Source organism: Elstera sp. (assembly GCF_044372965.1).
In the GTDB taxonomy this organism is placed as follows: Bacteria; Pseudomonadota; Alphaproteobacteria; order Elsterales; family Elsteraceae; genus Elstera.
This window is the reverse complement of the sequence record NZ_JBILQX010000037.1, coordinates 1-25,393: the sequence shown is the minus strand read 5'-3', so window position 1 is coordinate 25,393 and position 25,393 is coordinate 1. Positions and strand designations below refer to the sequence as shown.

The window sequence follows — 25,393 nt, the reverse complement described above, 5'->3', positions numbered from 1 at the left end:
GCAGAAAAATGGGCAAAAAATGCGCCTACACCAACGATAACGATCAAAAACCCCGAAGGACAGGCCAAATTAAACGGTTATTGCGGGTGTCCAGCTATCCAAATTTGGTTTATACAAAATATTGTGATTTAGAATGCTATTTTTTTTCTGAAAATCTTATTCAGGATTTAATTTGCGGTGCCGGTGCAGCCAAAATATCAAATTGGGCCTTATTATTTCAGCAAATAATAAGGTCAGTTACTATTTTATCGTCATTTAGGATTGCCCTCGCTGAGGGAGGTTTTTCTTTCCAAATGGTTGATATAAATAAATGCTTGCGAGTGAACGAGGATGGATTTGAGATCGTATTAGATTTTCTTGTCGATAAAACTTGTCATAAGAACTTAAGGTCAAGTGATATTGTTTTATTAAAAAATGAGACTCGTAAATGGATTAGAAATGTCGATGGTAGTGATTTCAGATTGGTGTGTAGAGGGCATGATTTTATTGATATAATTTCATGGGTAATAAAGAATTTCGGCGGTAAAAAGCATATTGCTGATAGTCTTGGAGCAATTTTATTTTTAATGATCCCGCAGGTGTGCTCCGACATGATAGAGCCTATCTCTTTATGATATCACTCAGAAACCTTGACGTTCCGCCGGCACCAGCGGATCATACGGCCCAACGTCGCCAGGAGAGCGATGGAGGGGGGATCTTTGACGGTTGGAGATTTGGCCGGGCCGCCACCGCGCGGGGCCGGTAAAAGCCGCTATAGCTCGTTTCGTATTATCGGCGGGGCCTCCCTGGGGGCCTTGTTCGAATGGTATGATTTTTACGTCTATGGCGCACTCGCCACCGTTCTTGGCCATGTTTTCTTTCCGCCGATTGACGAGAGTTTCGCGTTCTTCGCCAGCCTTGCCGCCTTTGGCGCAGGCTTTGCGGTGCGGCCGTTCGGCGCGCTGGTGTTCGGCTGGCTGGGCGATTACATCGGGCGGAAATATGCGTTTCTGCTAACGATTCTGGTGATGGGCACCTCGACGGCGATGGTCGGGCTGCTCCCCACTTATGAGCAGATCGGGATTGCCGCGCCGATTTTGCTGGTGGCGCTGCGCCTCGCCCAGGGGCTCGCGCTCGGCGGCGAATATGGCGGGGCGGCGATTTTTGTGGCCGAACACGCACCGCCCAACCGGCGCGGCTTTCATACCAGTTGGATTCAAACCACGGCGACGCTGGGCTTCTGTTTATCGTTGCTGGTTGTGCTGCTCTGCCGCCGCAGCCTCTCGCCGCAGGAGTTTCTGGAATGGGGCTGGCGGCTGCCGTTCATCGCCTCCATTATTCTCCTAGCGCTGTCGGTTTATATCCGGGTTCGCCTGCATGAATCGCCGCTGTTTATGGATTTGAAGGCGCGCGGTCAAACCTCCCGCAATCCGATTTCGGATTCGCTCCTGCGCTGGCGCAATCTGCGTTGGATTCTGCTGGCCCTGTTCGGGGCGACGGCGGGGCAGGCGGTGATATGGTACGCCGGGCAGTTCTACGTGCTGTTCTTTCTGCAAAGCACGCTGAAGGTCCCCCATGATACGGCGACGATGCTGGTGGCGGCTGGATTATTGCTGGGCACCCCCTTCGTCGTGCTGTTCGGCTATCTGTCCGATTTGGTGGGGCGTAAGCCGATTATGATCGCCGGGTGCCTGCTGGCGGCGGTTAGCTTTATCCCCGTGTTCAAGGGGCTGACGCTCGCGGCCAATCCGGCGCTGGTACGCGCGTCGCAGGTCGCCCCCATCGCCGTGAGCGGCGACGGCTGTTCGGGAATGCTGTGGCGCACGGAAAATCATCTGTGCGATTTAGTGCGCACGCAGTTGGCCCGGGGCGGGATTCCCTACCAATGGACGGCGATTGACGGGGCGCCGTTGACGGTGACGATCAGTAATATCGGCGTGCCGGTCGATGAAACCCTGCTGCACCTCACCCAAGCCTTGCGCGCGGCGGGCTACCCCGAGCGCGCGGACCCCGAGCAGATCAATATTCCCGTGGCGATAGCCTTGCTGACGCTGTTGATGATCTTCGTCGCCATGGTCTATGGGCCGATTGCCGCGTTTCTGGTGGAGCTTTTTCCGACGCGGGTGCGCTTTACCTCGCTTTCCGTGCCGTATCATTTGGGCAATGGCTGGTTCGGCGGGCTGTTGCCGGTGATCGCCTTCGCCGTGGTGCTAGAAACGGGCGATATTTATGCGGGGCTCTGGTATCCGATCATCGTGGCCTCGGCGTCGGCGGTCATTGGGGCCTTGTTTTTGAACGAGACCCATAACCGCAGCCTGATGCGCGTGACCCATCCCGTTGGTGCGACGCTGACCAATTCCCCTTCCTCAGAAAAATGATGGCGATTGTTTCAAAGCCGCCGCTGTGGCACAAGGCGGGACGTTTTATGTGATGTGAAGGGAGTGGGGCAACATGGCCTCTTATCAGTATGTTTACGTGATGAAGGGGCTGTCGAAGGCCTATCCCGGCGGCAAAACGGTGCTGAAGGATGTTTGGCTCAGCTTCCTGCCGGGCGCGAAGATTGGTGTGATCGGCCCGAATGGCGCGGGTAAATCGACCCTCATGAAAATCATGGCCGGGCTCGATAAGGAATATGGCGGGGAAGCCTGGGCTGCCGAAGGCGCCAAAATGGGCTATCTGTCGCAAGAACCCTACCTTGATCCCGCCAAAGACGTGTTCGGTAACGTCATGGACGGCGTGAAAGAGATCAAATCGATCCTCGACCGGTTCGAAGCCGTCTCGGCGCGCTTCGGCGAAGATCTGACCGACGATGAGATGAACGCGCTGATTGCCGAACAGGCCGAGTTGCAAGAAAAGATCGACGTTATGGATGGGTGGGATCTCGACCGTACCGTCGATATCGCCATGGATGCCCTGCGCTGCCCGCCGCGCGATGCCGATGTCACCAAGCTGTCGGGGGGTGAGCGCCGCCGCGTCGCGCTCTGTCGTCTGCTGCTGGAAAAGCCCGATCTGCTGCTGCTCGACGAACCCACCAACCATTTGGACGCCGAGTCGGTGGCCTGGTTGGAGCGGTTCCTCCATGATTATAAGGGCACCGTCGTGGCCGTGACCCATGATCGCTACTTCCTCGATGAAGTCGCCGAATGGATTCTCGAAATCGAGCGCGGCCAATGCCTACCGTTCGAGGGCAATTACACCGGCTGGATGCGCGATAAGCAAAAGCGCCTGGAACTCGAAGGCAAGCAGGAAGAAGCCCATAAGAAGACGCTGGACCGCGAGTTGGAGTGGGTTTCCCAAAGCCCGAAAGCCCGGCAGGCTAAATCCAAGGCGCGTCTTGCTTCCTATGAAGAGATGGTTAATCAGTCCAAGGAAAAGGCCCCGGATTCAGCGCAAATCGTGCTGCCGCCGGGCCCGCGCTTGGGCAATATCGTTATCGAAGCCGAGCATCTTACTAAGGGTTTCGGTGATCGGCTGTTGGTGGACGATATCTCCTTCCGCCTGCCGCCGGGCGGCATCGTCGGCGTCATCGGCCCGAATGGTGCCGGGAAGACCACGCTATTCCGCATGATTACCGGCCAGGAAAAGCCCGATAGCGGCACCTTCCGTGTTGGTGAAACGGTGGTGTTGGGTTACGTCGATCAGTCGCGCGACGCGCTCGATCCGAATAAGACCGTTTGGGAAGAAGTCTCCGGCGGGCATGACGAAATCGACCTCGGTCGTCGCAAGATGCCGTCGCGCGCTTATTGTGCCCTGTTCAATTTCCGCGGGGCAGATCAGCAGAAGAAAGTCGGCATGCTGTCAGGCGGGGAGCGCAACCGCGTCCATCTCGCCAAAATGCTGAAAACCGGCGCGAATGTGCTGCTGCTCGATGAGCCGACCAACGATCTCGACGTCGATACCTTGCGCGCGCTTGAAGAAGCCATGTTGGACTATGCGGGCTGCGCCGTGGTCATCACCCATGATCGCTGGTTCCTCGACCGCATCGCCACCCATATTCTGGCCTTTGAAGGCGATAGCCAAGTCGTCTGGTTCGAAGGTAATTACCAGGATTACGAAGCCGACCGCAAACGCCGCCTGGGCACCGACGCCGATCAGCCGCATCGGATTAAGTACAAGCCGCTCGCGCGTTAAGCGATAAAACAGAAAAGCCCCGGCACTTAATGAAAAGTGCCGGGGCTTTTTGTATTTTGGGTTAGAGCAAATCCCGAGCGGGTGCCCGATGCGCTTTGCGCGTCAAACGCGCTGGCACCCGCGACGACGCATTTGCGTAACAAAACAAAAGGTTAGAGCGCTTGTAGTGAGCCAAAGCGAACGAAAAGCGCTCTAAGCGCGGATTTGCGTTAGGAAGCGCTGCACTTCATCCGACAACATATCCGTATTCTGCGCCATCGCGTGGGTCGCCTGCTGCACCACGCCCGCCGATTTACCCGCCAAAACGGCGGCTTCGGTAACGGTGGTGATGCGGCCTAGGGCTTCGCCGGTGCTGCTGGCGGCTTCCGAGACATTGCGGGCGATTTCTTGCGTCGCGGCGCCTTGCTGTTCGACGGCGGCGGCGACAACGGAGGCGATTTCGTCCAACTGCTGGATCGTCAGCACGATCTCGCGAATTGCGGCGACGACCGCGCCGCTGGTGTTTTGAACCTGAGCGATATGCCGTTGGATTTCATCGGTCGCTTTTGCCGTTTGACCGGCAAGGCTTTTGACCTCGCTGGCAACCACGGCAAAGCCCTTGCCCGCATCGCCCGCGCGGGCGGCTTCGATGGTGGCGTTCAGGGCCAGCAGGTTGGTTTGACCGGCAATATCGTTGATGAGCTTCACAACCTCGTCGATGCGGCCCGTCGCGCTATTGAGGGTATCGACGATGGTGTTCGTCTTCTCGGCGTCCTGCACGGCAACCCGCGTGACCTGGGAGGAACGATTAACCTGCCGGGAGATTTCGCGGATCGAGGCCAGCAACTCTTCGGCAGCCGCCGCCACGGTTTCCACATTATGGGTAGCGTGTTGCGAGAGGGCGGCAGCTTCGCCCGCCTCGCGCTGGGTCTCGTCGGCGGTTTGGGACACGCTATCGGCGGTGCTGCGCAGGCTGTGGACGGAGTTTGCCACCTGATCGACAACGGCTTTTACCGTGCCTTCGAAGGTGTCGGCGAGTTCCAACCGGGCCCGGCGGCGTTCGGTGGCAACACGGGCGCTTTCTTCGGCGGCGCGCTGTTCGGCTTCCTTCACGGCAAGGGCATTGGCGCGGAACACTTCCATCGCGGCCGCCATGGCACCGATTTCATCGCGCCCGCTATTCGGCGTCTCCACGGTCAAATCGCCATCGGCCAGCCGCCGCATCGCCCCCGACAGGCGCGACAGACGCCCGACGATAGAGCGCAGCACAACCAGCCAGCCGATCAGCAGGGCCGCGATCAGGGCGGCTGCGCCCAGCACGATCAACACGGTTTGCGCTTGCAGGCTGCTCGCGTTGGCGGCTTCGGTCTTGGCTTTCACATTCGTCTGCACGTCCGCAACCAGGCGGGATACGGCGGATTGCAGTGCGCGGGCGTAGGAGGTTGTTTCGCCGAACGCGATTTCGGCATCGGTGCGGGCGCGCAATTCTTCCTGGCGGCGGGTGAGAATGGTTTCAGCCCCGGCTTGCCCTTGCGGGGGCGAGCCGTAGGCGAGCATATCTTCAATCGCCTGCGATGCGGCACTGCCCAACTGGCCAAGGGCGGGGTCGCCGCGCAAGCGCATCCCGAGGCCGCGCATTTCGGCGGCGAGCGGATCGGTTCGCAGTTTGATCAGCGACAAGCGCCCGCCATCCGGCGTATTGGCAGCTTCGGCCATATAGCCCAAGAACAGGTTCGCATTCGAGACCGCCGTTAAATAGCGGCGAAACCCACCGAAGCTATCGCGTTCGATTAACTCCAACTGCGCATTAATTTCGGTTTGAGTCGCTGCCAAGCGCGCGCGCTGATCTTGCGCCGAGGCTTGGCTAAGATCATCGAGCCGCTGGGTAATCTCGGACATACCAATGCTGATCTGACGTGTGGCAAAGCCAATGGGGGCGGTTAAGAGATCAAGCAGTTTGCTATGCCGGGTCCGCAACTCGCTCAGTTGCTGGGCTTGTTTGTCGGCCAACTGCAAACGCAGCGTCGTCAGTTTGTTCTGATGTTCGATCAGATCCGTTAACTGATTGGTATAGAGGTCGATCGCCTGAAGTGTCTCTTTTTCGCTATAGAGCGTTTTGAGCGTGCCGAGGGCGTTGGTTAGCTTGCTATGGGCGGCTTCATAGGTGGTGAAGGCGGTGTTTTGATCGCCTTCGTTACGGGCATTGCCGATGGCGCCCGCTGCCGAGACCAGCGAGCCGACAGCCTCCGACAGTTCCCCCGCCAACCGGACCGCCGGCACCTGGGTTTCCGAGATATCCTGAAAGGTCGTGGTAAAGTCGCGGACAAACAGAACGCCCACCACTGCCGATGCCAGCGTTGTGGCGACGATCATGCCCATCGCGGCCATCAATTTACCCGCGAGCCCGCGCCCGCGGACAGCGCCCTTATTCGAGCGTGTCTTCATTTTGGTCCTCCCCCGGGGCCGACGCGACGGTCGGCGCAACCACTTACCCTAACTTAACGCTGACAGTGTCGCAGTATGGGTTAAGGACTGATTGAAATCGAGAGGGAACTGTACAGCAATGAGGCTATTTCAGTTTTAAAGTAACTGAAACAGCCTCATTTTTGTTACAATTTGATAGAATCTGTCGCTCGGACGCCTAAAAATTAGGCGTTTCACTCGGCATTGGGAGTCTCAGGCGTCGGTGTCGTCGTTGCCAAGGGGGCGGGTTCTGTCGCGGGGGTGCGCATTTTCTTGGCCCGATCAGAGAATCCTTGGCAGACGACATAGAAGACGGGCGTAAAGACAAGACCGAACAGCGTAACCCCGATCATCCCGGCAAACACGGCGGTTCCCAAGGATTGACGCATTTCCGCCCCGGCCCCTTGCGCCAGAACCAGCGGCACGACGCCGAGGATGAAGGCGAGCGAGGTCATGACGATCGGGCGCAGGCGGGTGCGGGCCGCGGCAATCGCGGCTTCGAACCGGCTCATGCCTTCGTCATGGGCTTGCTTCGCGAACTCGATAATCAGAATGGCGTTCTTGGCGGCCAAACCGACCAGCACGACCAAGCCAATGTCGACAAGAATGTTCCGGTCAAGGTCGCGCGCGCCGACGCCGATCATCGCCGCAAGAATACACATGGGCACAATCAACACGACGGCGAGGGGCAACAGCCAGCTTTCATAAAGCGCGGCTAGCAACAGGAAGACGAAGATGACCGCCAAGGCAAAGGCGTAGATGGCCGTATTGCCCGCCAGTTTTTCTTGCAGCGCGATCTCGGTCCATTCGAAACCGAAGCCGGGCGGCAGCCGTTCGGCGGCCAGTTTTTCCATCGTCTTAATGGCTTCACCGCTGGAATAGCCGCGCGCGAGCGAGACCTGGAGTTCGGCGGCCGGATAGAGGTTATAGCGCGGCACGCGGAAGGCGCTGGTCGTATCTTGGAAATTGGCGACCGCGCCGATCGGCACCATCTGCCCGTCCTGATTGCGTGTTTTCAGGTTGGCAATATCGCGCGGCTCCAGCCGGTACGGGTTATCGGCCTGGGCGGTCACGCGGAAGGTGCGGCCGAGAATATTGAAGTCGTTGACGAAGGCCGACCCCATGTAGACCGACAGGGTTTCGAACACGCGCGTAATCGGCACGCCCAAAGTTTCCGCCTTCACCCGGTCGATATCGGCGTAAATTAGCGGCGTGCGCGTGTTGAAGAGCGTGAAGGCCGAGGTAAAGCCGGGGGTTTGGCTCAGCGGCCCCGCAAGGCCCCAGGTTGCGCCTTCCAACGCGGGCAACCCGCGCCCCGCACGGTCCTGCACATAGGCCTTCAAGCCGCCCCCGGTGCCGATACCGGGCACCGACGGCGGTTCGATGACGAACACCAAGGCTTCGCTGATCTGGAACATCTGCTGGCGCAAATCGGCCAGAATGCCTTGCGTGGTCAGCCCCAGCGCTTGGCGCTCTTTAAAATCCTTCAGCCCTACGAAGACAACACCGCTATTGGGCGCATTGGTGAAGGTGCTGCCATCGAGCCCGACGAAGGAGATGGCGTTCGCGACGCCCGGATGGGCCTTCAGAATGTCCGACGCCCGGCGGATAACCGCATCCGTCCGCTCCAGGGTCGAGCCCGGCGGCAGTTGCATTGCGGTGATGAGATAGCCCCGGTCAAGCTGCGGGATTAGCCCCGTCGGCGTTGCCGTCAGTTGGTTATAGGCAAGGGCGAGCAGCCCTGCGTAGACCACAAGCACGATGAAGCTGAGGCGCACCAAGCGGCGGGTAAGCCGCGCGTAGCCGCGCCCAAGGCCTTCAAAGGCCGCATCGAATTTCTCGAAGAACCAGCGAATTGGGAAGGTCAGCACCTGTATCCAGCGCGGCCCGTGTGCCTCTTCGCTATGGGGTTTCAGCAGCAGGGCTGCCAGCGCCGGTGAGAGGGTGAGCGAGACGAAGGCCGAGATCAGCGTGGCCCCGGCAATCGTTACAGCGAACTGGCGATAGAAGGAGCCCTGCAAGCCCGAGATAAAGGCGGTGGGGATAAACACCGCGCAGAGCACGAGGGCGATGGCGAGCAACGCATTACCGACCTCATCCATCGTTTTATGGGCGGCTGCTTTCGGCGAGAGGCCCTGGCGCAAATAGCGTTCGACGTTCTCCACCACAACGATGGCGTCATCGACAACGATCCCGATGGCCAGCACCAGGCCGAACAGCGAAAGGGTATTAAAGGAAATCCCCACGGCACCCATGATGACGAACGCGCCGATCAAGGAGACTGGAATTGCAATAATCGGGATGATCGCAGCGCGCCATTTCTGCAGAAACAGAATAACAACGATGACAACGAGTACCACGGCTTCCAGCAACGTCTTAATAACTTCATCCACTGACTCGGCGATGAAGTTGGTCGGATTATAGACAACGGAATAATCCAAGCCCGCCGGGAAATCTTTCTTCAGATTAGCCATGGCCGCTTGAATGGCCGCCGAGGTGGCAAGGGCATTCGAGCCGGGGCGCTGGAAAATCCCTAGGGCGGTTGCGGGCTTATTATTCAGCAGCGAGTTAACGTTATAATCTTGTGAGCCCAACTCTAGCCGCGCGATATCGCGCAGGCGGATATAGGAGCCATCGGGATCGGCCCGAACCACCAACGCGCCAAACTCGTCCACATCGGTCAAGCGCCCTTGGGTTTGTACCGAAAGCTGGAACGCGCCCAGGGTATTGGCGGGCGGCTGGTTGATCGCGCCTGCGGCGACCTGCACGTTGGCGGCCCGAATGGCCGTCACCACTTCGCCCGCCGTCAAGTTACGCGCCGCAACCTTGGCCGGATCGAGCCAGACGCGCATAGCGTAATCGCGCGCGCCGAAGACCAGCACATTGCCGACCCCGTCGATCCGCGCCAGAACGTCTTTCACATAGAGCGTCGCATAGTTGGAAATATACTGTTGGTCGCGCGTATCGTCGGGCGAGAGCATATGCACGACCATCATCAGGTCGGGCGAGCTTTTCAGCACGTTCACGCCGAGGCGGCGGACTTCTTCGGGTAGGCGCGGCTCGGCAATGGACACGCGGTTCTGTACCAGCACCTGGGCTTGATCGATGTTCGTTCCGGGCTTGAACACCACGTTCACCGACAGGCGACCGTCGCCGGTGGATTGGGAACTGATGTACAGCATCCCATCGACACCGTTGACCTCCTGCTCAATCGGCGTTGCCACCGTGTCGGCCACCACGCGCGCGTCGGCCCCCGGATAGGCGGCGGTGATATTCACCGTTGGCGGGGCGATTTCCGGATATTCAGCGACGGGGAGGCGCGTTTGCGCAATCCCCCCGGCAATCGTGAGAATAATTGACAGCACCGTCGCGAAGATCGGGTGATCAATAAAGAAATGCGTAAAGCGCATTGCCCAATCCTATCCAGAACCCTGGTGATTCTTAAAAACAGTTCGCCCGAATGCGGGATTAACGCATCCCGGCTTTAATTTCGCCGGGCACCGGTGTTACCGGCGCGCCGGGGCGCACGAAGGGATTGGCGAGCCCGCCGATAATGACCTTCTCGTCGCCCTTCAGCCCATCGCGGATAATGCGCAGCCCGTCGGCCAGCCCGCCCAAGCTGACGATTTTCGGCACAACCTTGTTTTCGGGACCGACGGTTAGCACAACTTTGCGCGCCTGATCGGAAACGATAGCCGAATCCGGCACCAGCATGGCATCCGCATCGCCCGCCCATAGGCGCAGGCGCCCGAAGCTGCCCGGCGTCAGGAACTGATCGCTATTCTCAAATAGCGCGCGGCCCCGGATAGTCCCGGAACGGCCGTTCAACTCGTTGTCGACGAAATCAAGTTTACCCTGGCGTTTCCACTCGGTTTCATCGCCAAGGCGGACCTGAACGGGAATTGCGCCATTGCTGTCGCGATTGGAGGGGCGTTGGCCCGATTTCGTGAGGCGCGCGTAGCGGATGTAGTCGGCTTCCGAGGCATCGAAAACGAAGTTAATCGGGTCATTCTGGACGATCGTCGTCAGTACGGTCGCGGTCTGACCACCCGCAACGAGATTACCGACATCGACGCGCTTATCGGAAATCCGTCCGTTGATAGGGGCGCGAACTTGCGTCCATTCCAAATTCAGCGCGGCGGTTTTAACGGCAGCTTCCGCCGCCGCCTGCTGGGCGCGGGCGATGGATAGATTCGCCTGACGCTGATCGAGATCGCGGCCCGTGATATTCTGGTTGCGAATCAGCCCTTCGGCGCGGGACACTTCCGTTTCGTTTAGCTTCACCTGCGCGCGGGCGCGGGCCACATCGGCGCGGGCGGATTCGAGCGCAATCTCGTACGCGCGCTGGTCGATGGTGAACAGAAGGTCGCCCTTTTTCACGATCTGCCCGTCACGGAAATGCACCTGTTCGATATAGCCGGAGACGCGCGGGCGCAAGTCGACGCGCTCCACCGCTTCGAAGCGGCCAGTATACTCGTCCCACTGGGTTACTTTTTGGGCGAGCGGCGCTGCGACCGTGACCGGCGGGGCGGGCGGGGCGCCTTGGGCTCGGGCCGTCAGCGGGGCGAGGCTAAGCCCGGCAACAAGCAGGGCAGCCGGAGCGGCGGCAAGTTTCGGGAAGCCATTCAACGAAAAAAAGCGCATCGCACACCCTATTTTATGGTGCTCCACAGACCCCGCATCGCAGCCGGGATCTGGTACAAAGAGTGACCGTATGGGGGAAGCTTAACGCCGTCAACTCCATTGCGTTAATTTTCCCCTAATCGGATGTTTCGCACTGCACTGTATCGAAATTTCACGCTGACGCAACCAGGGCCGAGCGCCCTTGGGCGAAATTGATGCGTGCGTAACGTTTGACGGGGAATTTAGCTTTCGATACCGTTCGCTCCGGCGCGAAGCAGCGGTCGGAAAGCGCGCCACCGACCCCATGGAGAGTAAAATGACGACGCCCGTAGTCCGTCCGAAATCCCCCTATTTCAGCTCCGGCCCCTGCGCCAAGCGCCCCGGCTGGACGCCGCAAGCCCTGGAGAATGCCGTTCTCGGGCAGTCCCATCGCGGCAAAGCTAGTAAGGCCCGGCTGGCCGACGTGATCGACCGCACCCGCGCCATCCTCAACGTTCCCGCCGATTATCGTATCGGCATCGTGCCCGCTTCCGATACGGGCGCGGTCGAAATGGCGCTCTGGTCGCTGCTCGGTGCGCGCCCGGTCGATATGGTCGCCTGGGAAAGCTTTGGGTCCGAATGGGTGACGGACGTGGTGAAAGAGCTTAAAATTCCGGGCGCACGCACGCTAAAGGCGGCTTACGGCGCGCTGCCGGACTTGGGCCAAGTCAATAAAGATCATGATGTGGTCTTCACCTGGAACGGCACCACCTCCGGCGTGCGCGTGCCCAATGCCGATTGGATCGCCGACGACCGCGCGGGCCTGACCATTTGCGACGCCACCTCGGCGGCCTTTGCGATGGAACTGCCCTGGGCGAAGCTCGATGTGACCACCTTCTCTTGGCAAAAAGTGCTGGGCGGCGAAGGTGCGCACGGCATTCTTATTCTCAGCCCGCGCGCGGTGGAACGGCTGGAAAGCTACACCCCGGCCAGGCCGCTGCCGAAGATCTTCCGCCTCACCAAGGGCGGCAAGCTGATCGAGGGCATTTTCAAGGGCGAGACGATCAATACCCCGTCATTGCTCTGCGTCGAAGATTACCGCGATGCGCTGGTGTGGGCCGACCAAGTCGGCGGGCTGAAGGGGCTTATTGCCCGCTCGGAAGCCAATTTGGCCGTCATTACGGCCTGGGCCGAGAAAACCGATTGGGTCGATTTCCTCGCCGAAACCAAAGAAAGCCGCTCCTGCACGTCGATCTGTCTCAAGATCGTCGATCCCTGGTTCACGGCGCTGGCGGCGGACGCGCAGGCGGAAGTACCGAAGCGCCTGGCCGCCAAGCTGGAGAAGGAAAAGGTGGCTTTCGACATTAATGGCTACCGCGATGCGCCGCCGGGCCTGCGGATCTGGGGCGGGGCGACGGTGGAAACCGCCGATATCAAAGCCCTCACCCCGTGGCTGGATTGGGCCTACGCGGCAGTAAAGGCCGAACTGGCCGTACCCGCGTAACGCTTCCGACCTCCTTTCTTTAGAAATTCTGCGCGACCCGTGACATGCGGGTCGCCTCCCGATGAGGTTTGCCATGCCCAAGGTTCTGATTGCCGATTCGCTCAGCCCGCGCGCCGTTGATATTTTCAAAACACGCGGCATTGAGGTTGACGTTAAGACCGGCCTGAAGCCGGACGAAATTAAAGCGATTATTGGCGACTACGATGGTCTTGCCGTTCGCTCGGCCACCAAAGTCACCGCCGATATTATTGCCGCTGCCAGCAAGCTGAAGGTGATCGGCCGTGCCGGGATCGGTGTTGATACGGTCGATGTGCCCGCCGCCACCCAGGCCGGGATCGTGGTGATGAACACGCCGTTCGGCAATTCCATCACCACGGCGGAGCACGCGATTGCGCTGATGTTCGCCCTCGCTCGCCAACTCCCGCAGGCCGACCGGTCGACCCACGCGGGCAAGTGGGAAAAATCGAAGTTCATGGGCGTCGAAGTTACCGGCAAGACGCTGGGGATCATCGGCTGCGGCAATATCGGCTCCATCGTCGCCGAGCGCGCCGTGGGCCTGCGCATGAAAGTGGCGGCCTTCGATCCGTTTCTGTCGGCGGATCGCGCCAAGGCGCTGGGGGTTGATAAGGTGGAGTTGGACGAGCTTTTCGCCCGCGCCGATTTCATCACCCTGCACACACCGCTGACCAATGAAACCCGCGACGTTCTGAATGCCGCCGCCTTCGCCAAAATGAAAAAGGGCGTGCGCATCATCAACTGCGCGCGCGGCGGCTTGATCGTCGAAGCCGATCTGAAAGTTGCGCTTGAATCGGGCCAAGTCGCCGCCGTGGCGCTCGATGTGTTCGCCGTCGAACCCGCTAAGGAAAATGCGCTGTTCGGTATGGAAAACGTTGTGGTCACGCCGCACTTGGGGGCCTCGACCAACGAAGCGCAGGAAAATGTTGCCCTGCAAATCGCCGAACAGATTTCCGACTTCCTCTTGGACGGCGCGGTCACGAATGCCGTCAATGTTCCCAGCGTCTCGGCGGACGAAGCCCCGCGCCTGACGCCCTACATGCGCCTTGCCGAACAATTGGGCTCGCTTGCGGGGCAATTGCTCACCTCGGGCATCAAGGGCGTGACGGTGGAGTTCCACGGCGAAGCCAGCACGATCAACACGCGCCCGGTAACGGCGGCGGCGCTGACGGGCCTGCTGAAGCACGCGCTGGAAGAGGTCAATATGGTCTCGGCCCCGGTCGTCGCCAAAGAGCGCAATATTCAGATTGCCGAAGTGAAGCGCGATACGGCGGTCGATTACCACACGCTGCTGTCGCTCACCGTCGAAACCGATACGGGCGCGCAAACCTTCCAGGGGACGCTCGTGGGCAATACGCTGCCGCGTATCGTGAAGCTCGATAATGTGTCGCTGGAAGCGGAACTGGGGCAGCATATGCTGTTCATCCGCAATCTCGATAAACCCGGCTTTATTGGCGCGCTCGGTGGGTTGCTGGGCGATGCCAGCGTGAATATCGCAACCTTCCACTTGGGGCGGACCGCGCCGGGGGCGGAAGCCGTGCTGCTGACCGAAGTCGATCAACCGATTCCGGCCACCGTGCTGGAGAAAGTACGGAAATTGCCGCAGGTGGTGGAAGCCCGCGCGCTGGAGTTCTAAGCCTTACCGAAAAGCGACTATGTTCAGCCGGAGTCCCCCAGGGGCTCCGGCTTTTTCATTCCTGTCAAAACTCTCAGGGCCGATGGATTGCCCGACGGTCCGGGGTCTGCTAGCTGTAGAGCATAAACCGGGAGAAAATGCCGTGGCCTCAATCTTTGATTTGTCCCTTGCCGCCCATGCGCGCCAAGCGCCGATTACGGCGGTGTTTTTTACCGTCCTGTCGCAAGTCTCGGGGTTTCATGAGAGTTGGGAAGCGTCGATTCTCTATGGGGCAGCCATTGCGATCGGCATGCACGCTATCGTTTACGGGATCGGTTGGGTGATGCGGCGCTAAAAAAAGCCCCGGTTTCGGAAAACCCAAAACCGGGGCAGGCTATGGCCACCAACCATCTCGATAAGATTATTGCGCTGCGTGCGGCATCCAAATTGGGCTGTGATCATTGGCGTTGGCGTGCGCTGAAGGGATCACCGAGGCCTGTTCGATCACCCCGTACCAGCCGAGCCCTTGATAGGTTTCATATCCAGGGGTAAGCGAATAGCCGACAATCGTGCCATCGGCCTTCACGAACGCCCCTTGTTCGTCGCCGCGCTTGATATCCAGCCGATAGCGGTCGCCCAGCGTATAGCCCGAACCCTTGGAAGCGGCGATGATGCGGTGCTGCGCGTCGATCAGCAGGCAGCGGGTGCGCGGGCGTTCTTCATCGGTCAGGCGGACTTGATCGACCACGGCCTGCGATTGGTTTTCCCAATCAAAGAAAATCGCTAGAACCCCTTCTGCCGCCCCATCGGTCGCGCCGTCGGCGCGAATGGCGGTGGCGTAGGTTGCTACCGATTGATTACCCAGGCGCCCTTCGCGGCTGATATCGGCGACCGAAAAATCAGTGCCGTCCCGCGTGCTGAGCGCTTGGCCGAACCAGTGGGCGTGCGCGTAATTCTGACCGATGAGGCCGGGGTAGCGGTTAGGGCGACCATTGGCGATGATATTGCCCTGTCGGTCGAGCACCCAGAGGTCAAGATACACCGTGTAGCTATCGAGAATCACCCCAAGGCGCTTGCTGGCGAAACCGCAGGTCTTGGGGGACGGATCGCAAGCGGCGGCAACCATGGCGGAATCGGTGGCCCACCAGCGCACGTCGCAGGAGCGCTCATAGAGGTTCCGGTCGATGATCTCGATCATGTTCAGCGCAAGGTCGGTAGCGCGGGCGCAGCGCTGGCTGGCGATCAATTGCGTGCCAACTTCGTTCAGCGCGTCGATTCGGTCAGCCATGCTGTTGTTTAACGCCGAGGCGATATCGCTGATGCGTTGCGAGATGTTGCTGACCTCATGGGCCACAACCGCAAAGCCCTTACCATATTCGCCGGCGCGACCCGCCTCGATCAAGGCGTTGAGCGCCAAAATCTTGGTGGTGCGCATGACGTTTTGGATCTCGGAGACCTTCATGGTCGCGAGATCCGAAACCTCTTTCGATAGGGCTAAAATCTGCTCCTGCATCGCCAGTCCGCTCCCCCACATCACTGCGCAACCAAATTCTTGCACAAAGTGGGAGCGTTCCTACCGTAATTATGCTGCGGCGCAAGGCCAAAAGTTAATCATTTGTTATGAAAAAGAGGCAGAAAGCTTTCGGAAATATACGTCGAGTCGGGAGTGATTCCTAAATTTCGTGCGATTTCAGACATCTTCATATTTTGTAAACTCATTTTAGGACAGTAATGCTGCCCCACACCCTGCTACGTTTCGATCTGCGACATAGTGACGCAGCTATAATTTGTAATGGGACAACCGCAAAAGCCGACAAAACCTGACCTTTCAGTCAAATGTAATAAAACTACTTCCCGTTCACCGCCGAACCGCCTATGATCGCCGCCAAGGTCAAAATCAGTCCTGGGAGGGACGTATGGCGCAGATTATTCCTGTAGCGCCTTTCGATTATGTCGTGTTCGGCGGCACGGGCGATCTCGCCCTGCGTAAGCTGCTGCCCGCGCTATATCATCGGCACCAAGATCAGCAGATCACCGGCCCGTCGCGCATTATCGCCGTGGCGCGGAGCGCGCTGAGCCGCGACGCATATATCGCGAAAGTGCTGGAATGGCTGAAAGGCCAAGTCGGTAGCGATTTCGACGCGGCGACTTGGGTCGCCTTTGCCGATCGGATTCACTATGTCGCCGTCGATGCCACCGGCGATGCCGGATGGCCCGATCTCGTCGCGGCGCTGGCCGATGGCGGCAGCAAAGTCCGCGTTTTCTATCTCGCCACCGCACCGGACCTGTTCGGGCCGATCTGCCGCAGCCTCAGGGCCGCCGGATTGGCAACCCCCGACAGCCGCGTTGTGCTGGAGAAGCCTATTGGGACCGATCTTGCTTCGGCGCGCAAGATCAATGACGAGGTTGGCGCGGTCTTCGCTGAGCAGCAGATTTACCGCATCGACCATTATTTAGGCAAAGAGACGGTTCAGAACCTGCTGGCCTTGCGCTTCGCCAATAGCTTGTTCGAGCCGCTGTGGTCGTCGGCCTGGATCGATCACGTTCAAATCACCGTCGCCGAAACCGTGGGCGTTGAAAGCCGCGCGGGCTATTACGATAAATCAGGCGCGCTGCGCGATATGGTGCAGAACCATCTGCTGCAACTCCTCTGCCTCGTGGCAATGGAGCCGCCGCGCCAGATGGATAAGGATGCAGTGCGCGACGAAAAGCTAAAAGTGCTGCGCGCGCTAAAGCCGATGAAAGCGCCCGACGTGCTGAGTTCCATCGTGCGCGGCCAGTATAAGGCCGGGGCCTCGCGCGGCGAGGGCGTGCCGGGCTATCTCGATGAGCTTGGGCACGAAAGCCACACGGAAACCTTCGTGGCGTTGAAAGTGGAAATCCAAAACTGGCGCTGGGCGGGGGTGCCCTTCTACCTGCGCACCGGCAAGCGGATGAGCGAAAAAGTATCGGAAATCGCCATTCAGTTTCGCCCGGTGCCCCATTCGATTTTCCCGGCCGATGCGGGCGTGATCGATCCGAACCGCCTCATCGTGCGCTTGCAGCCGAACGAAGGCATCCGCCTGCATATGATGACCAAGGAGCCCGGCCCCGGTGGCCTGCGGCTGCGGCCAGCTTCCTTGAACCTGTCCTTCGCGGAAACCTTCAAGATCCGCAACCCCGACGCCTATGAGCGCCTGTTGATGGACGTGGTGCGCGGCAATCCCACCCTGTTCATGCGCCGCGACGAGGTAGAAGCCGCTTGGACCTGGGTCGAGCCGATCCTTGAGACCTGGGAGCGCCGCGCCGAGCCGCCGAAACCCTATGTAGCGGGCACGACTGGCCCGGCAGCCGCGATTGCGCTGATCGAGCGCGACGGGCGCACTTGGAACGAGGAGGCCGAATAATGGCCAAACTTCATCCCACCCTGGAAACCGTCACCGCTCGGATTATCGAGCGCTCGAAAGACAGCCGCGCCGCTTATCTCGCCCGCTTGCGCGCCGCCGCCGATAAAGGCCCGCGCCGCTCGCGGCTTTCGTGCGGCAACCTCGCCCACGGCTTTGCTGCCTGCGCGCCCGACGATAAGGCGGACCTAAAGGCGGCAGCCAAGCCGAATTTGGCAATCGTTACGTCTTATAACGATATGCTGTCGGCCCATCAGCCCTTCGAACCCTATCCCGCGATCATCAAGGATGCCGCGCGGCACGCCGGGGCCGTGGCGCAAGTTGCGGGCGGCGTTCCGGCCATGTGCGACGGCGTGACCCAAGGCCAGGACGGGATGGAACTGTCCCTGTTCAGCCGCGACGTGATTGCCCTCTCGACGGCGGTGGCGCTGAGCCACGCGATGTTCGATGGCGCGCTCTATTTGGGCGTCTGCGACAAGATCGTGCCGGGCCTGATTATCGGCGCGTTGGCGTTTGGGCATTTGCCCTCCGTGTTCATCCCGGCGGGGCCGATGCCTTCCGGTCTGCCGAACAACGAGAAAAGCCGCATCCGCCAGCTTTACGCCGAAGGCAAAGTGGGGCGGGCGGAGTTGCTAGAGGCCGAAAGCGCCTCCTACCATTCACCGGGCACCTGCACCTTCTACGGTACGGCCAATTCTAATCAGATGCTGATGGAGTTTATGGGCCTGCATTTGCCGGGCTCCAGCTTCGTTAATCCGAATACTCCCTTGCGCGAGGCGCTGACGCGCGAATCGGTTCGTCAGGCGGTGGCGATCACAGCGGGCGGAAATTTCACTCCGATTGGTGAGATTCTCGACGAACGCGCTTTCGTGAACGGCATTATCGGTTTGCTGGTCACGGGCGGCTCCACGAACCACACGCTGCATCTGATTGCGATGGCGGCGGCGGCGGGTGTGCGCCTGACGTGGGATGATTTTAACGATCTGTCTGCCAGCGTGCCGCTCATGGCGCGCGTCTACCCGAATGGCTCGGCAGACGTGAACCATTTCCACGCGGCGGGCGGCTTGCCTTTCGTCATCGGCGAACTCTTGGACGCGGGGCTGCTGCACGAAGATGTGCGCACCATCCTCGGACACGGGCTGTCGGCCTATCGGCAGGAACCGTTCTTGGCCGACGATGGCGGCATAACCTTCAAACCCTCGACGCGCGAAAGCCACGATTTGGCGGTGCTGCGCCCGGTCGCCAATCCCTTCGCAGCGGATGGCGGTTTGCGCATGCTCACCGGCCCGCTTGGGCGCGCGGTGATTAAGGTTTCCGCCGTGAAGGCGGAGCATCGCATCGTCGAAGCCCCGGCCCTGGTGTTCGATAGTCAGAATGCGCTGCAAGAGGCCTTCAAGCGCGGCGAGTTGGAGCGGGATTTCATCGCCGTTATCCGTTTCCAAGGGCCGAAGGCGAACGGCATGCCGGAGTTGCATAAACTCACCCCAGCCTTAGGCGTCTTGCAGGATAAGGGCTTTAAGGTGGCGCTCGTCACCGATGGCCGCATGTCCGGCGCGTCGGGCAAGGTTCCGGCGGCGATCCATTTGACGCCGGAAGCCCTCGACGGTGGGCCAATTGCCAAAATCCAAAATGGGGACATTCTGCGCCTCGATGCCGAAGCCGGAACGCTGACCGTGCAGGCTGATCTTGCGGGCCGTGCGGCCGCTGTGATCGATCTTTCCGGGAATGATTTCGGCTGCGGGCGCGAGCTGTTCGGCGGCTTCCGCGCCCTCGTTGGCGGGGCTGAGAGCGGCGCGCATGTGTTCGGGGCCTTGCTGGACCGGCAGGGGGCTTAATCATGGCGATTTTCGCTCCCACTGCCGCGCGCCCGTGGTTGGTGGCGGATATTGGCGGCACCAACGCGCGTTTCGGGCTGATTGAAGCACCAGGGGCGGGGCCGAGCCAAATCGGCAAGGTTCCCAGCGCCGAACACCGCAGCCTGGCGAGCGCCGCGAAAACCTATCTCGCGGGGCTCCCGAACGCGGTGCAACCGAGTGCCGCCTGTGTGGCGGTGGCAGGGCCAGTCACGGGGGATCGCTTCAAGCTCACCAATCAGGCCTGGGATTTTTCGATTACCGAAACCAAGGCCGAATTGGGCTTGGATTATCTCGACCTGGTTAATGATTTCAAAGCGCTCGCCCTTTCGCTCCCGCATTTGACCGAGCTTCGGCAAATCGGGCCGGGCCAAGCGGTGCCTGAGGCCGCGATGGTCGTTGCGGGGGCAGGAACCGGGCTGGGCGTCGGCGCGATTGTGCCCGATGGCGCTGGGCGTTGGGTGCCGGTTCCGGGCGAGGGCGGCCATTGCGATGCGCCCATCGTGACGCAAGAAGAAGCGGCGGTAGCGGCAGTGTTGCGGGCTGAGCAGGGGGCGGTGACAGCGGAGTGTTTCCTCTCCGGGGGCGGCATCGAGCGGCTCTATCGCAGCCTCGCCATCGTGCGCGGCGTGCAGCCCGATCCGCACCTAACCAATGCGGCGATTACGGCGGCGGCAATCGATGGGTCAGAGCCACTGGCCGTCGATACGCTGAATATTTTCTGTGCGCTCTTCGGTAGCCTCGCGGGTAATTTGGCCGTCACTTTTGGCGCGCGCGGCGGCGTGTTCATCGGTGGTGGGATTGTGCCGCGCTTTGCCGATTTCTTTGCCGCCAGCCGGTTCCGCGCCCGCTTCGAGGCGCGCTACCGGATGGCCGACTATGCCCATTCCATCCCCACTTACCTTATTCTCGCCGATACCCCCGCCTTGGATGGCGCGGCGGCGTGGTTGAGCGCCCAGCAGGAGAGAACCCATGGATCGTAATCAGAAAATTCTCGACCTGATGGGCCTTGCGCCGGTCATCCCCGTGCTCGTCATCGAGGATGTCGATCAGGCGGTGCCGTTGGCGCAAGCTTTGGTCGCGGGCGGTTTGCGCGTGCTGGAAATCACCCTGCGCACGCCGGTTGCGCTGGAATGCATCGAGCGCATCGGCCAGCAGGTGCCGGGTGTGATCGTCGGTGCAGGCACGGTCAATCGCCCTATTGATGCCGATGCGGCGCGCTCGGTTGGCGCGCAGTTTCTGGTTAGCCCCGGCTCGACGCTGTCCCTGCTCGATGAGATGGACAAGACCGGCCTGCCGTATCTCGCGGGGGCGGCCACGGCCAGCGAAGTGCTGGGGCTGTTAGAGCGCGGGATTACGGCGGTGAAATTCTTCCCGGCGGAACCGGCGGGCGGCGTTGCCTATCTGAAAGCCCTCTCCGGCCCGCTGCCGGATATTCGCTTCTGTCCCACGGGCGGCATCGACCCGGTGAAAGCCAAGCAGTATCTCGCGCTGCCGAACGTCCCCTGCGTTGGCGGCTCGTGGTTGGTGCCGAAAGATGCGCTCGCCAGCGGCGATTACGATCGAATCGAGGCGCTTGCGCGGGAGGCGACTTCCCTCAAAGCCTGAGCGATGATACGACAGGGATAAGGGAGGGCTGCGCACGCATGGCCAATATGCTGGATGTTTTGCGCTCGCATCTGCCGCGCCTGTCGCGGCAGGAAGCGGCAGTGGCGCAAACGATTCTAAGCGACCCGCAAGCGACGCTGCAAAGCCCGGTTGCGGTGGTGGCGACGCGCGCGGGCGTGAGCCAGCCGACGGTAATCCGCCTGTGCCGCTCGGTGGGATGCGAAGGTTTTGCCGACTTCAAGCTGAAGCTGGCGCAAAGTTTGGTTCCCGGCGTTCCTTTCGTCACGGCGGCGGTGGAAAGCAGCGACGATACCGCGACCTATGCCGCCAAGATTTTCGACGCGACGGCGACGGCCCTGCATGCGGCGCGCACGGCGCTCGATGTGGCCTCCACCAATAAAGCGATTGAAGTGCTAGCGAACGCGCGCCGGATCGTCATTTTTGGGCTCGGCGGCTCGGCCTCCATCGCTCAGGACGCAGAACATAAGCTCGCGCGTTTCGGAATTCCCTGTCAGGCCGTGCTCGATCCGCTGATGCTACGCATTCAGTTGGCCGGGATGGGGCCGGACGATGTGCTGCTGACGATTTCCAATACCGGGCGCACCAAACTCGCCCTAGAAGCCGCCCAAAGCGCGCGCGATCAACAGGTGCCGGTGATTGCTGTGACCGCGCCGGGCTCGCCGCTGGCTGCTCTTGCGAATATCACCGTGGCGGTCGAATCGGCGGAAGATACCGATCTCTTCACGCCGATGGCCTCGCGCATTGTCCATCTCGTTCATGTGGACGTACTGACCACGGGCATCGCGCTAAAGCTCGGGGCCGATAAGCAGGATTTGCTCGCGCGGATTAAAACCAATCTGCGCACCACACGCCTACCGCTGGCCCGCGACGCGGTTCACCGCGACCCGCTACCGCAGCTTTAGGCGATGGAGCGGGCGCGGCACCTGCTGGTCGTCGATGATGACCGCGAGATTCAGGCGCTGCTGCATGATTTTTTGGTGAAGCACGGGTTTCGCGTTTCCACGGCAGGCGATGGCCGCGAGGTGCGCCGCCAGATGGCGCAATGGACGATTGATCTCGTCATTCTCGATTTAATGCTACCGGGCGAATCGGGCGTGGAGCTTTGCCGCAGCTTACGGTCCGAATCGGATATTCCGATCATCATGCTCACGGCGGTGGCCGAGGAGGCGGAGCGGATCATCTGCCTTGAAATCGGGGCTGATGATTACATCGTTAAACCCTTCTCCCCGCGCGAACTTTTGGCCCGCATCCGCGCGCTGTTTCGGCGCACCGGGGCGACGGCGGCACCCCAGGAGCGCGAGGCGCCCAGCGCGGGCGAAGTGCATTTCTCCGGCTGGCGGCTCGATACCGGCAAGCGCGAATTACGCTCGCCCGATGGCGTATTGGTGCATCTATCGTCCGGGGAATATCAACTGCTGACGGCGCTGCTCGACCGGCCGCAGCGGGTGGTCAGCCGCGATGAGTTGATGGAATTCTATAAGGGCGATGCGCTCTCGCCCTTCGACCGCTCCATCGATATTCAAATAAGCCGCCTGCGCCGAAAAATCGAAGCAAGCTCGCGCGATCCGACTCTGATTAAAACCGTGCGCGGCATCGGCTATCAGTTTACGGCGACGGTCACGCGCCCGGCATGACCCCGCTGTTGCCGCCGCGCCGCCTGTCGCCCCGGTTGCTGCTGGCCCTTCTGGCGATGATGGCGCTGGTTTTGGTTTTGGTCACGGCGGTGGCGCTGGATGCGCTCGACCGGCAGCGCGACCGGCATCAGGCCCATCGGCTTGGTCCCGCGATGGCGAGCCTGTGGCAGGAAGCGGAAGGGGCGCTGGCTGAAGGCGGTTCCGCCGATGGGCTGCTTGCCACCCGCCACATTACCGATCTGCATTTCGAGATCGGCCCGCTTCCCGAGGGAGCGGCGATGATGCGGTTTCTGTTTTCGCCCGCGTGGGACGGGCGCGCGCCCTTCGAAGCTCGGTTGTTTCTGCCGCGCCCGCTGCTGGAGGGGCGCAGCCTCGATCTTGGCCCGGCGGGCGATACGCTCGGTCCGGCCCTGGCCGAGCTTTCGGAGGAGGTGGCGGCGACGGGGTTGAAGGCGCGCCTCGCGCTCCCCCTCTCGGATGGGCGCTGGCTCAGTTTCGCCAGCCCGCGCTTTTGGCAAAACCGCTGGACGCCGGTGGCGCGGGGGCTCGTGGTTGTCGCCGTCGCGGCGGGGTTGGTGATCGTCGCGTTCGTGCTGGCGCGGCTCTTGGCCCTACCCGTGGAGCGGTTGGCGGAGAGCGTCGACCGGGAGCCTTCAAGTCCCGCACTCCCGCTGGAGGTTCCCTTAGGTGCGCCGGAGGAGGTCCGGCAGATCGCCGCCGCCATTGACCGAGGGCGGGCGGCACTGGCCGAGCTTCTGGAGGACCGTACTCGCATGCTGGCTGCGATTAGCCATGATCTGCGCACGCCCGCGACGCGGCTCAAACTGCGCGCCGAATGGATTGAGGATGAGGGCATCCGGGAGAAGATTCTGGCGGATCTCGACGAGATGACCCTGATGATCGCCGCCGCCCTGGACTATCTCAAGCAAGGCTCGGCCCAGGAGGAGGAGCAGATGGTCGCGTTTACCAGCCTGCTGCAAGCCGTCTGCGACGATTACTATGATTTGGGCCGTCCCGTCCGCCTGACCGAAGCGCCGCCCTTGCAGTTCGATACGGTAGGCACGATCTTCGGCCCCAGCGGTTCGGGCACCGCGCGCGCGCCGCTGACCTTCGATCAAGCCCGCGCGCTTCGCCTGCGCTGCCGCCCCGAATCCTTGCGGCGCGCGCTGACCAATCTCATCGACAATGCCCTGAAATACGGGGGGGTGGCGGAGGTTATGGTTCAGGCGACTTCAGAAGAGGTGATCGTCGATGTGCTCGACGAGGGGCCGGGCATTCCCGAGGAGGAGCAGGGGAATGTGCTCCGGCCCTTCTATCGTCTGGAGCAATCGCGCAATCGCGGCACCGGGGGGACGGGCCTCGGGCTCGCCATTGTCAAAAGCGTGGTCGATGCCCACGGCGGCACGCTGGAACTGTCGAACCGGGCGCGGGTGGGGTTGCGGGCGCGGATGGTGCTGCCGCGCCGCTTATAGGCGCTTGCGGCCCGTAATCATCGCGCGGATCAGGTTTTCCTTATCCAGCAGGCTCATCAGCAACACCGCGCTGACGTGAATGCCAGCGAAGACCAGCAGGGCATTCGCGGCGGTCTCGTGGAACTCTTCAACGAGATGATTCCCCCACAGGCTATCGAAGGTCATGGCGATACCGCTGCCCGCAACGCCGGCCAGCAACGCCAGCAGCACGAGGATCATCGCCCCGCCTGCCGGATTATGGCCGAGATAGCGGCGCGGCGTTCCGGCCAGCCGGGCGCGCAGATAGCCCAAGACGGCGCGGGGGGAGGGGGCAAAGTCGGAAAAGCGCGCGTGCCGGGTGCCGATGAGCCCCCAGAGGAGGCGGAAACTGACGAGCCCGGCCACGGCATAGCCCGCCCATTCGTGCAGGCGCTCGCCTTCTTCGGCCAGAAAAGCGGTAGCAACGGCGGCAACCGTGCCCCAGTGAAACAGCCGCACGCCGAGGTCCCACACGGGGACCTCGGGGGCTGCGGAAGAGCGCAGCGCGGTCATGCTTATGCGCCTTTAACTTTAACGATTTCGCCCGTCGTGGGGTCGATATAAACCTCGACGCGCTTCCCGGCGGCATTATGGCCCTTGGCCTCGATGCAGCCTTCATCCTTGCCGAGCTTCACGTCTTTATAGCCCTTTTCGGTCAGCATCTGCATAACCTGGGCTTCAGAAACGGGGGTGGCGGCGGGTTTGCACAGATCGGCGGCTGAAGCGGCCCCGGCAAAAGCGGTGGCGGCGAGTAGGGTGATGGCGGCAAAACGAAACATGGTGAGGTTCCTAAGCTTGTTGCACGTCACCCGGTGCTTGGGTGACGAGGGGAGCATAGGGGGCGTTCCTGACGACAGCCTGACGGTAGGCCAGTTTCGGAAAGAAGCGTAATTTTCCGAAACTTATCTCGCGCGCGGCTGCATCATATTTGCGCAGGCTGCATTCGCATTTTCGATTTGTCACCGCGCCGGAAACCGGGCAAGGCTTACGGCCCCGGCGCTTATGCCGGGAACGATTTGTCATAAAGGGACATATCATGGCCAAACACGCAGTCGGTATCGTTGGCGCTACGGGCGCCGTCGGGGCCGAATTGATGAGTGTGCTGGCCGATCTGAA

At 60.9% G+C, this 25,393-nt stretch carries 19 protein-coding genes; 13 read left to right on the top strand and 6 right to left on the bottom strand.

Features of this window, described 5'->3' with window-relative positions; translation table 11 throughout:
• The 3 genes from ACIQ36_RS07205 to ettA all read left to right on the top strand — a co-directional run.
• A partial coding sequence (locus ACIQ36_RS07205) for a hypothetical protein (protein ID WP_395827515.1) occupies positions 1-614 on the top strand: 614 nt, incomplete at its 5' end.
• 84 nt (positions 615-698) lie between these two features.
• The gene (locus tag ACIQ36_RS07200; RefSeq protein WP_395827512.1) at positions 699-2,357 is read left to right on the top strand and encodes an MFS transporter; all 1,659 of its coding nucleotides are present in this window, start codon (positions 699-701) and stop codon (positions 2,355-2,357) included.
• Positions 2,358-2,430: 73 nt separating this feature from the next.
• The gene (gene ettA / locus ACIQ36_RS07195) at positions 2,431-4,110 is read left to right on the top strand and encodes an energy-dependent translational throttle protein EttA (RefSeq protein WP_395827508.1); all 1,680 of its coding nucleotides are present in this window, start codon (positions 2,431-2,433) and stop codon (positions 4,108-4,110) included.
• 192 nt (positions 4,111-4,302) lie between these two features.
• Here ettA and ACIQ36_RS07190 read toward each other — a convergent pair whose 3' ends face one another.
• The 3 genes from ACIQ36_RS07190 to ACIQ36_RS07180 all read right to left on the bottom strand — a co-directional run bounded on the left by ACIQ36_RS07190 (position 4,303) and on the right by ACIQ36_RS07180 (position 11,196).
• Positions 4,303-6,534: a methyl-accepting chemotaxis protein gene (locus ACIQ36_RS07190; RefSeq protein WP_395827505.1), complete on the bottom strand. Its 2,232-nt coding sequence runs from the start codon at positions 6,532-6,534 to the stop codon at positions 4,303-4,305.
• Positions 6,535-6,746: 212 nt separating this feature from the next.
• The gene (locus ACIQ36_RS07185) at positions 6,747-9,962 is read right to left on the bottom strand and encodes an efflux RND transporter permease subunit (RefSeq protein WP_395827503.1); all 3,216 of its coding nucleotides are present in this window, start codon (positions 9,960-9,962) and stop codon (positions 6,747-6,749) included.
• Between the two features lie 58 nt (positions 9,963-10,020).
• Positions 10,021-11,196: an efflux RND transporter periplasmic adaptor subunit gene (locus ACIQ36_RS07180; protein ID WP_395827500.1), complete on the bottom strand. Its 1,176-nt coding sequence runs from the start codon at positions 11,194-11,196 to the stop codon at positions 10,021-10,023.
• A 295-nt stretch (positions 11,197-11,491) separates the two neighbouring features.
• On the opposite strand from ACIQ36_RS07180, the gene ACIQ36_RS07175 reads away from it, so the two are divergent.
• The 3 genes from ACIQ36_RS07175 (at position 11,492) to ACIQ36_RS07165 (ending at position 14,643) form a co-directional block, all read left to right on the top strand.
• Positions 11,492-12,658: a phosphoserine transaminase gene (locus ACIQ36_RS07175; RefSeq protein ID WP_395827497.1), complete on the top strand. Its 1,167-nt coding sequence runs from the start codon at positions 11,492-11,494 to the stop codon at positions 12,656-12,658.
• 73 nt (positions 12,659-12,731) lie between these two features.
• A complete protein-coding gene (gene serA, locus ACIQ36_RS07170) occupies positions 12,732-14,309 on the top strand; it encodes a phosphoglycerate dehydrogenase (RefSeq protein ID WP_395827494.1) in 1,578 nt (525 codons plus the stop codon).
• A gap of 142 nt (positions 14,310-14,451) precedes the next feature.
• Positions 14,452-14,643: a hypothetical protein gene (locus ACIQ36_RS07165; RefSeq protein ID WP_395827491.1), complete on the top strand. Its 192-nt coding sequence runs from the start codon at positions 14,452-14,454 to the stop codon at positions 14,641-14,643.
• Between the two features lie 66 nt (positions 14,644-14,709).
• Here ACIQ36_RS07165 and ACIQ36_RS07160 read toward each other — a convergent pair whose 3' ends face one another.
• Complete coding sequence (locus tag ACIQ36_RS07160) at positions 14,710-15,801, bottom strand: methyl-accepting chemotaxis protein (protein WP_395827488.1); 1,092 nt, start codon at positions 15,799-15,801, stop codon at positions 14,710-14,712.
• A 403-nt stretch (positions 15,802-16,204) separates the two neighbouring features.
• On the opposite strand from ACIQ36_RS07160, the gene zwf reads away from it, so the two are divergent.
• Genes zwf through ACIQ36_RS07125 form a run of 7 tightly spaced genes read left to right on the top strand, consistent with a single transcriptional unit; the run spans position 16,205 to position 24,259 of the window.
• Positions 16,205-17,674: a glucose-6-phosphate dehydrogenase gene (gene zwf, locus ACIQ36_RS07155; RefSeq protein ID WP_395827485.1), complete on the top strand. Its 1,470-nt coding sequence runs from the start codon at positions 16,205-16,207 to the stop codon at positions 17,672-17,674.
• Positions 17,674-19,506 (top strand): phosphogluconate dehydratase, encoded by a 1,833-nt coding sequence (edd, locus tag ACIQ36_RS07150; RefSeq protein ID WP_395827482.1) that lies wholly within the window; start codon positions 17,674-17,676, stop codon positions 19,504-19,506. The genes zwf and edd overlap by 1 nt, the downstream gene beginning before the upstream one ends.
• Before the next feature lie 2 nt (positions 19,507-19,508).
• A complete protein-coding gene (gene glk, locus ACIQ36_RS07145; RefSeq protein WP_395827479.1) occupies positions 19,509-20,507 on the top strand; it encodes a glucokinase in 999 nt (332 codons plus the stop codon).
• Positions 20,497-21,132 carry a bifunctional 4-hydroxy-2-oxoglutarate aldolase/2-dehydro-3-deoxy-phosphogluconate aldolase gene (gene eda, locus ACIQ36_RS07140; RefSeq protein ID WP_395827475.1) on the top strand — a complete coding sequence of 212 codons (636 nt, stop codon included), beginning with the start codon at positions 20,497-20,499 and terminating at the stop codon, positions 21,130-21,132. The genes glk and eda overlap by 11 nt, the downstream gene beginning before the upstream one ends.
• Before the next feature lie 38 nt (positions 21,133-21,170).
• Positions 21,171-22,055, top strand: a complete 885-nt coding sequence (locus ACIQ36_RS07135; protein ID WP_395827472.1) for an SIS domain-containing protein — start codon at positions 21,171-21,173, stop codon at positions 22,053-22,055.
• A gap of 3 nt (positions 22,056-22,058) precedes the next feature.
• Positions 22,059-22,787, top strand: coding sequence for a response regulator (locus ACIQ36_RS07130; RefSeq protein WP_395827469.1), 729 nt, complete (start codon positions 22,059-22,061; stop codon positions 22,785-22,787).
• Positions 22,784-24,259: an ATP-binding protein gene (locus tag ACIQ36_RS07125; RefSeq protein ID WP_395827466.1), complete on the top strand. Its 1,476-nt coding sequence runs from the start codon at positions 22,784-22,786 to the stop codon at positions 24,257-24,259. Before ACIQ36_RS07130 ends, ACIQ36_RS07125 begins: the two co-directional genes overlap by 4 nt.
• Here ACIQ36_RS07125 and ACIQ36_RS07120 read toward each other — a convergent pair.
• Together ACIQ36_RS07120 and ACIQ36_RS07115 are read right to left on the bottom strand one after the other, a co-directional pair.
• Positions 24,254-24,790, bottom strand: a complete 537-nt coding sequence (locus ACIQ36_RS07120) for a cytochrome b/b6 domain-containing protein (protein ID WP_395827463.1) — start codon at positions 24,788-24,790, stop codon at positions 24,254-24,256. The genes ACIQ36_RS07125 and ACIQ36_RS07120 overlap by 6 nt on opposite strands.
• A gap of 2 nt (positions 24,791-24,792) precedes the next feature.
• The gene (locus ACIQ36_RS07115) at positions 24,793-25,056 is read right to left on the bottom strand and encodes a PepSY domain-containing protein (protein WP_395827460.1); all 264 of its coding nucleotides are present in this window, start codon (positions 25,054-25,056) and stop codon (positions 24,793-24,795) included.
• Between the last annotated feature and the right edge of the window lie 337 nt (positions 25,057-25,393).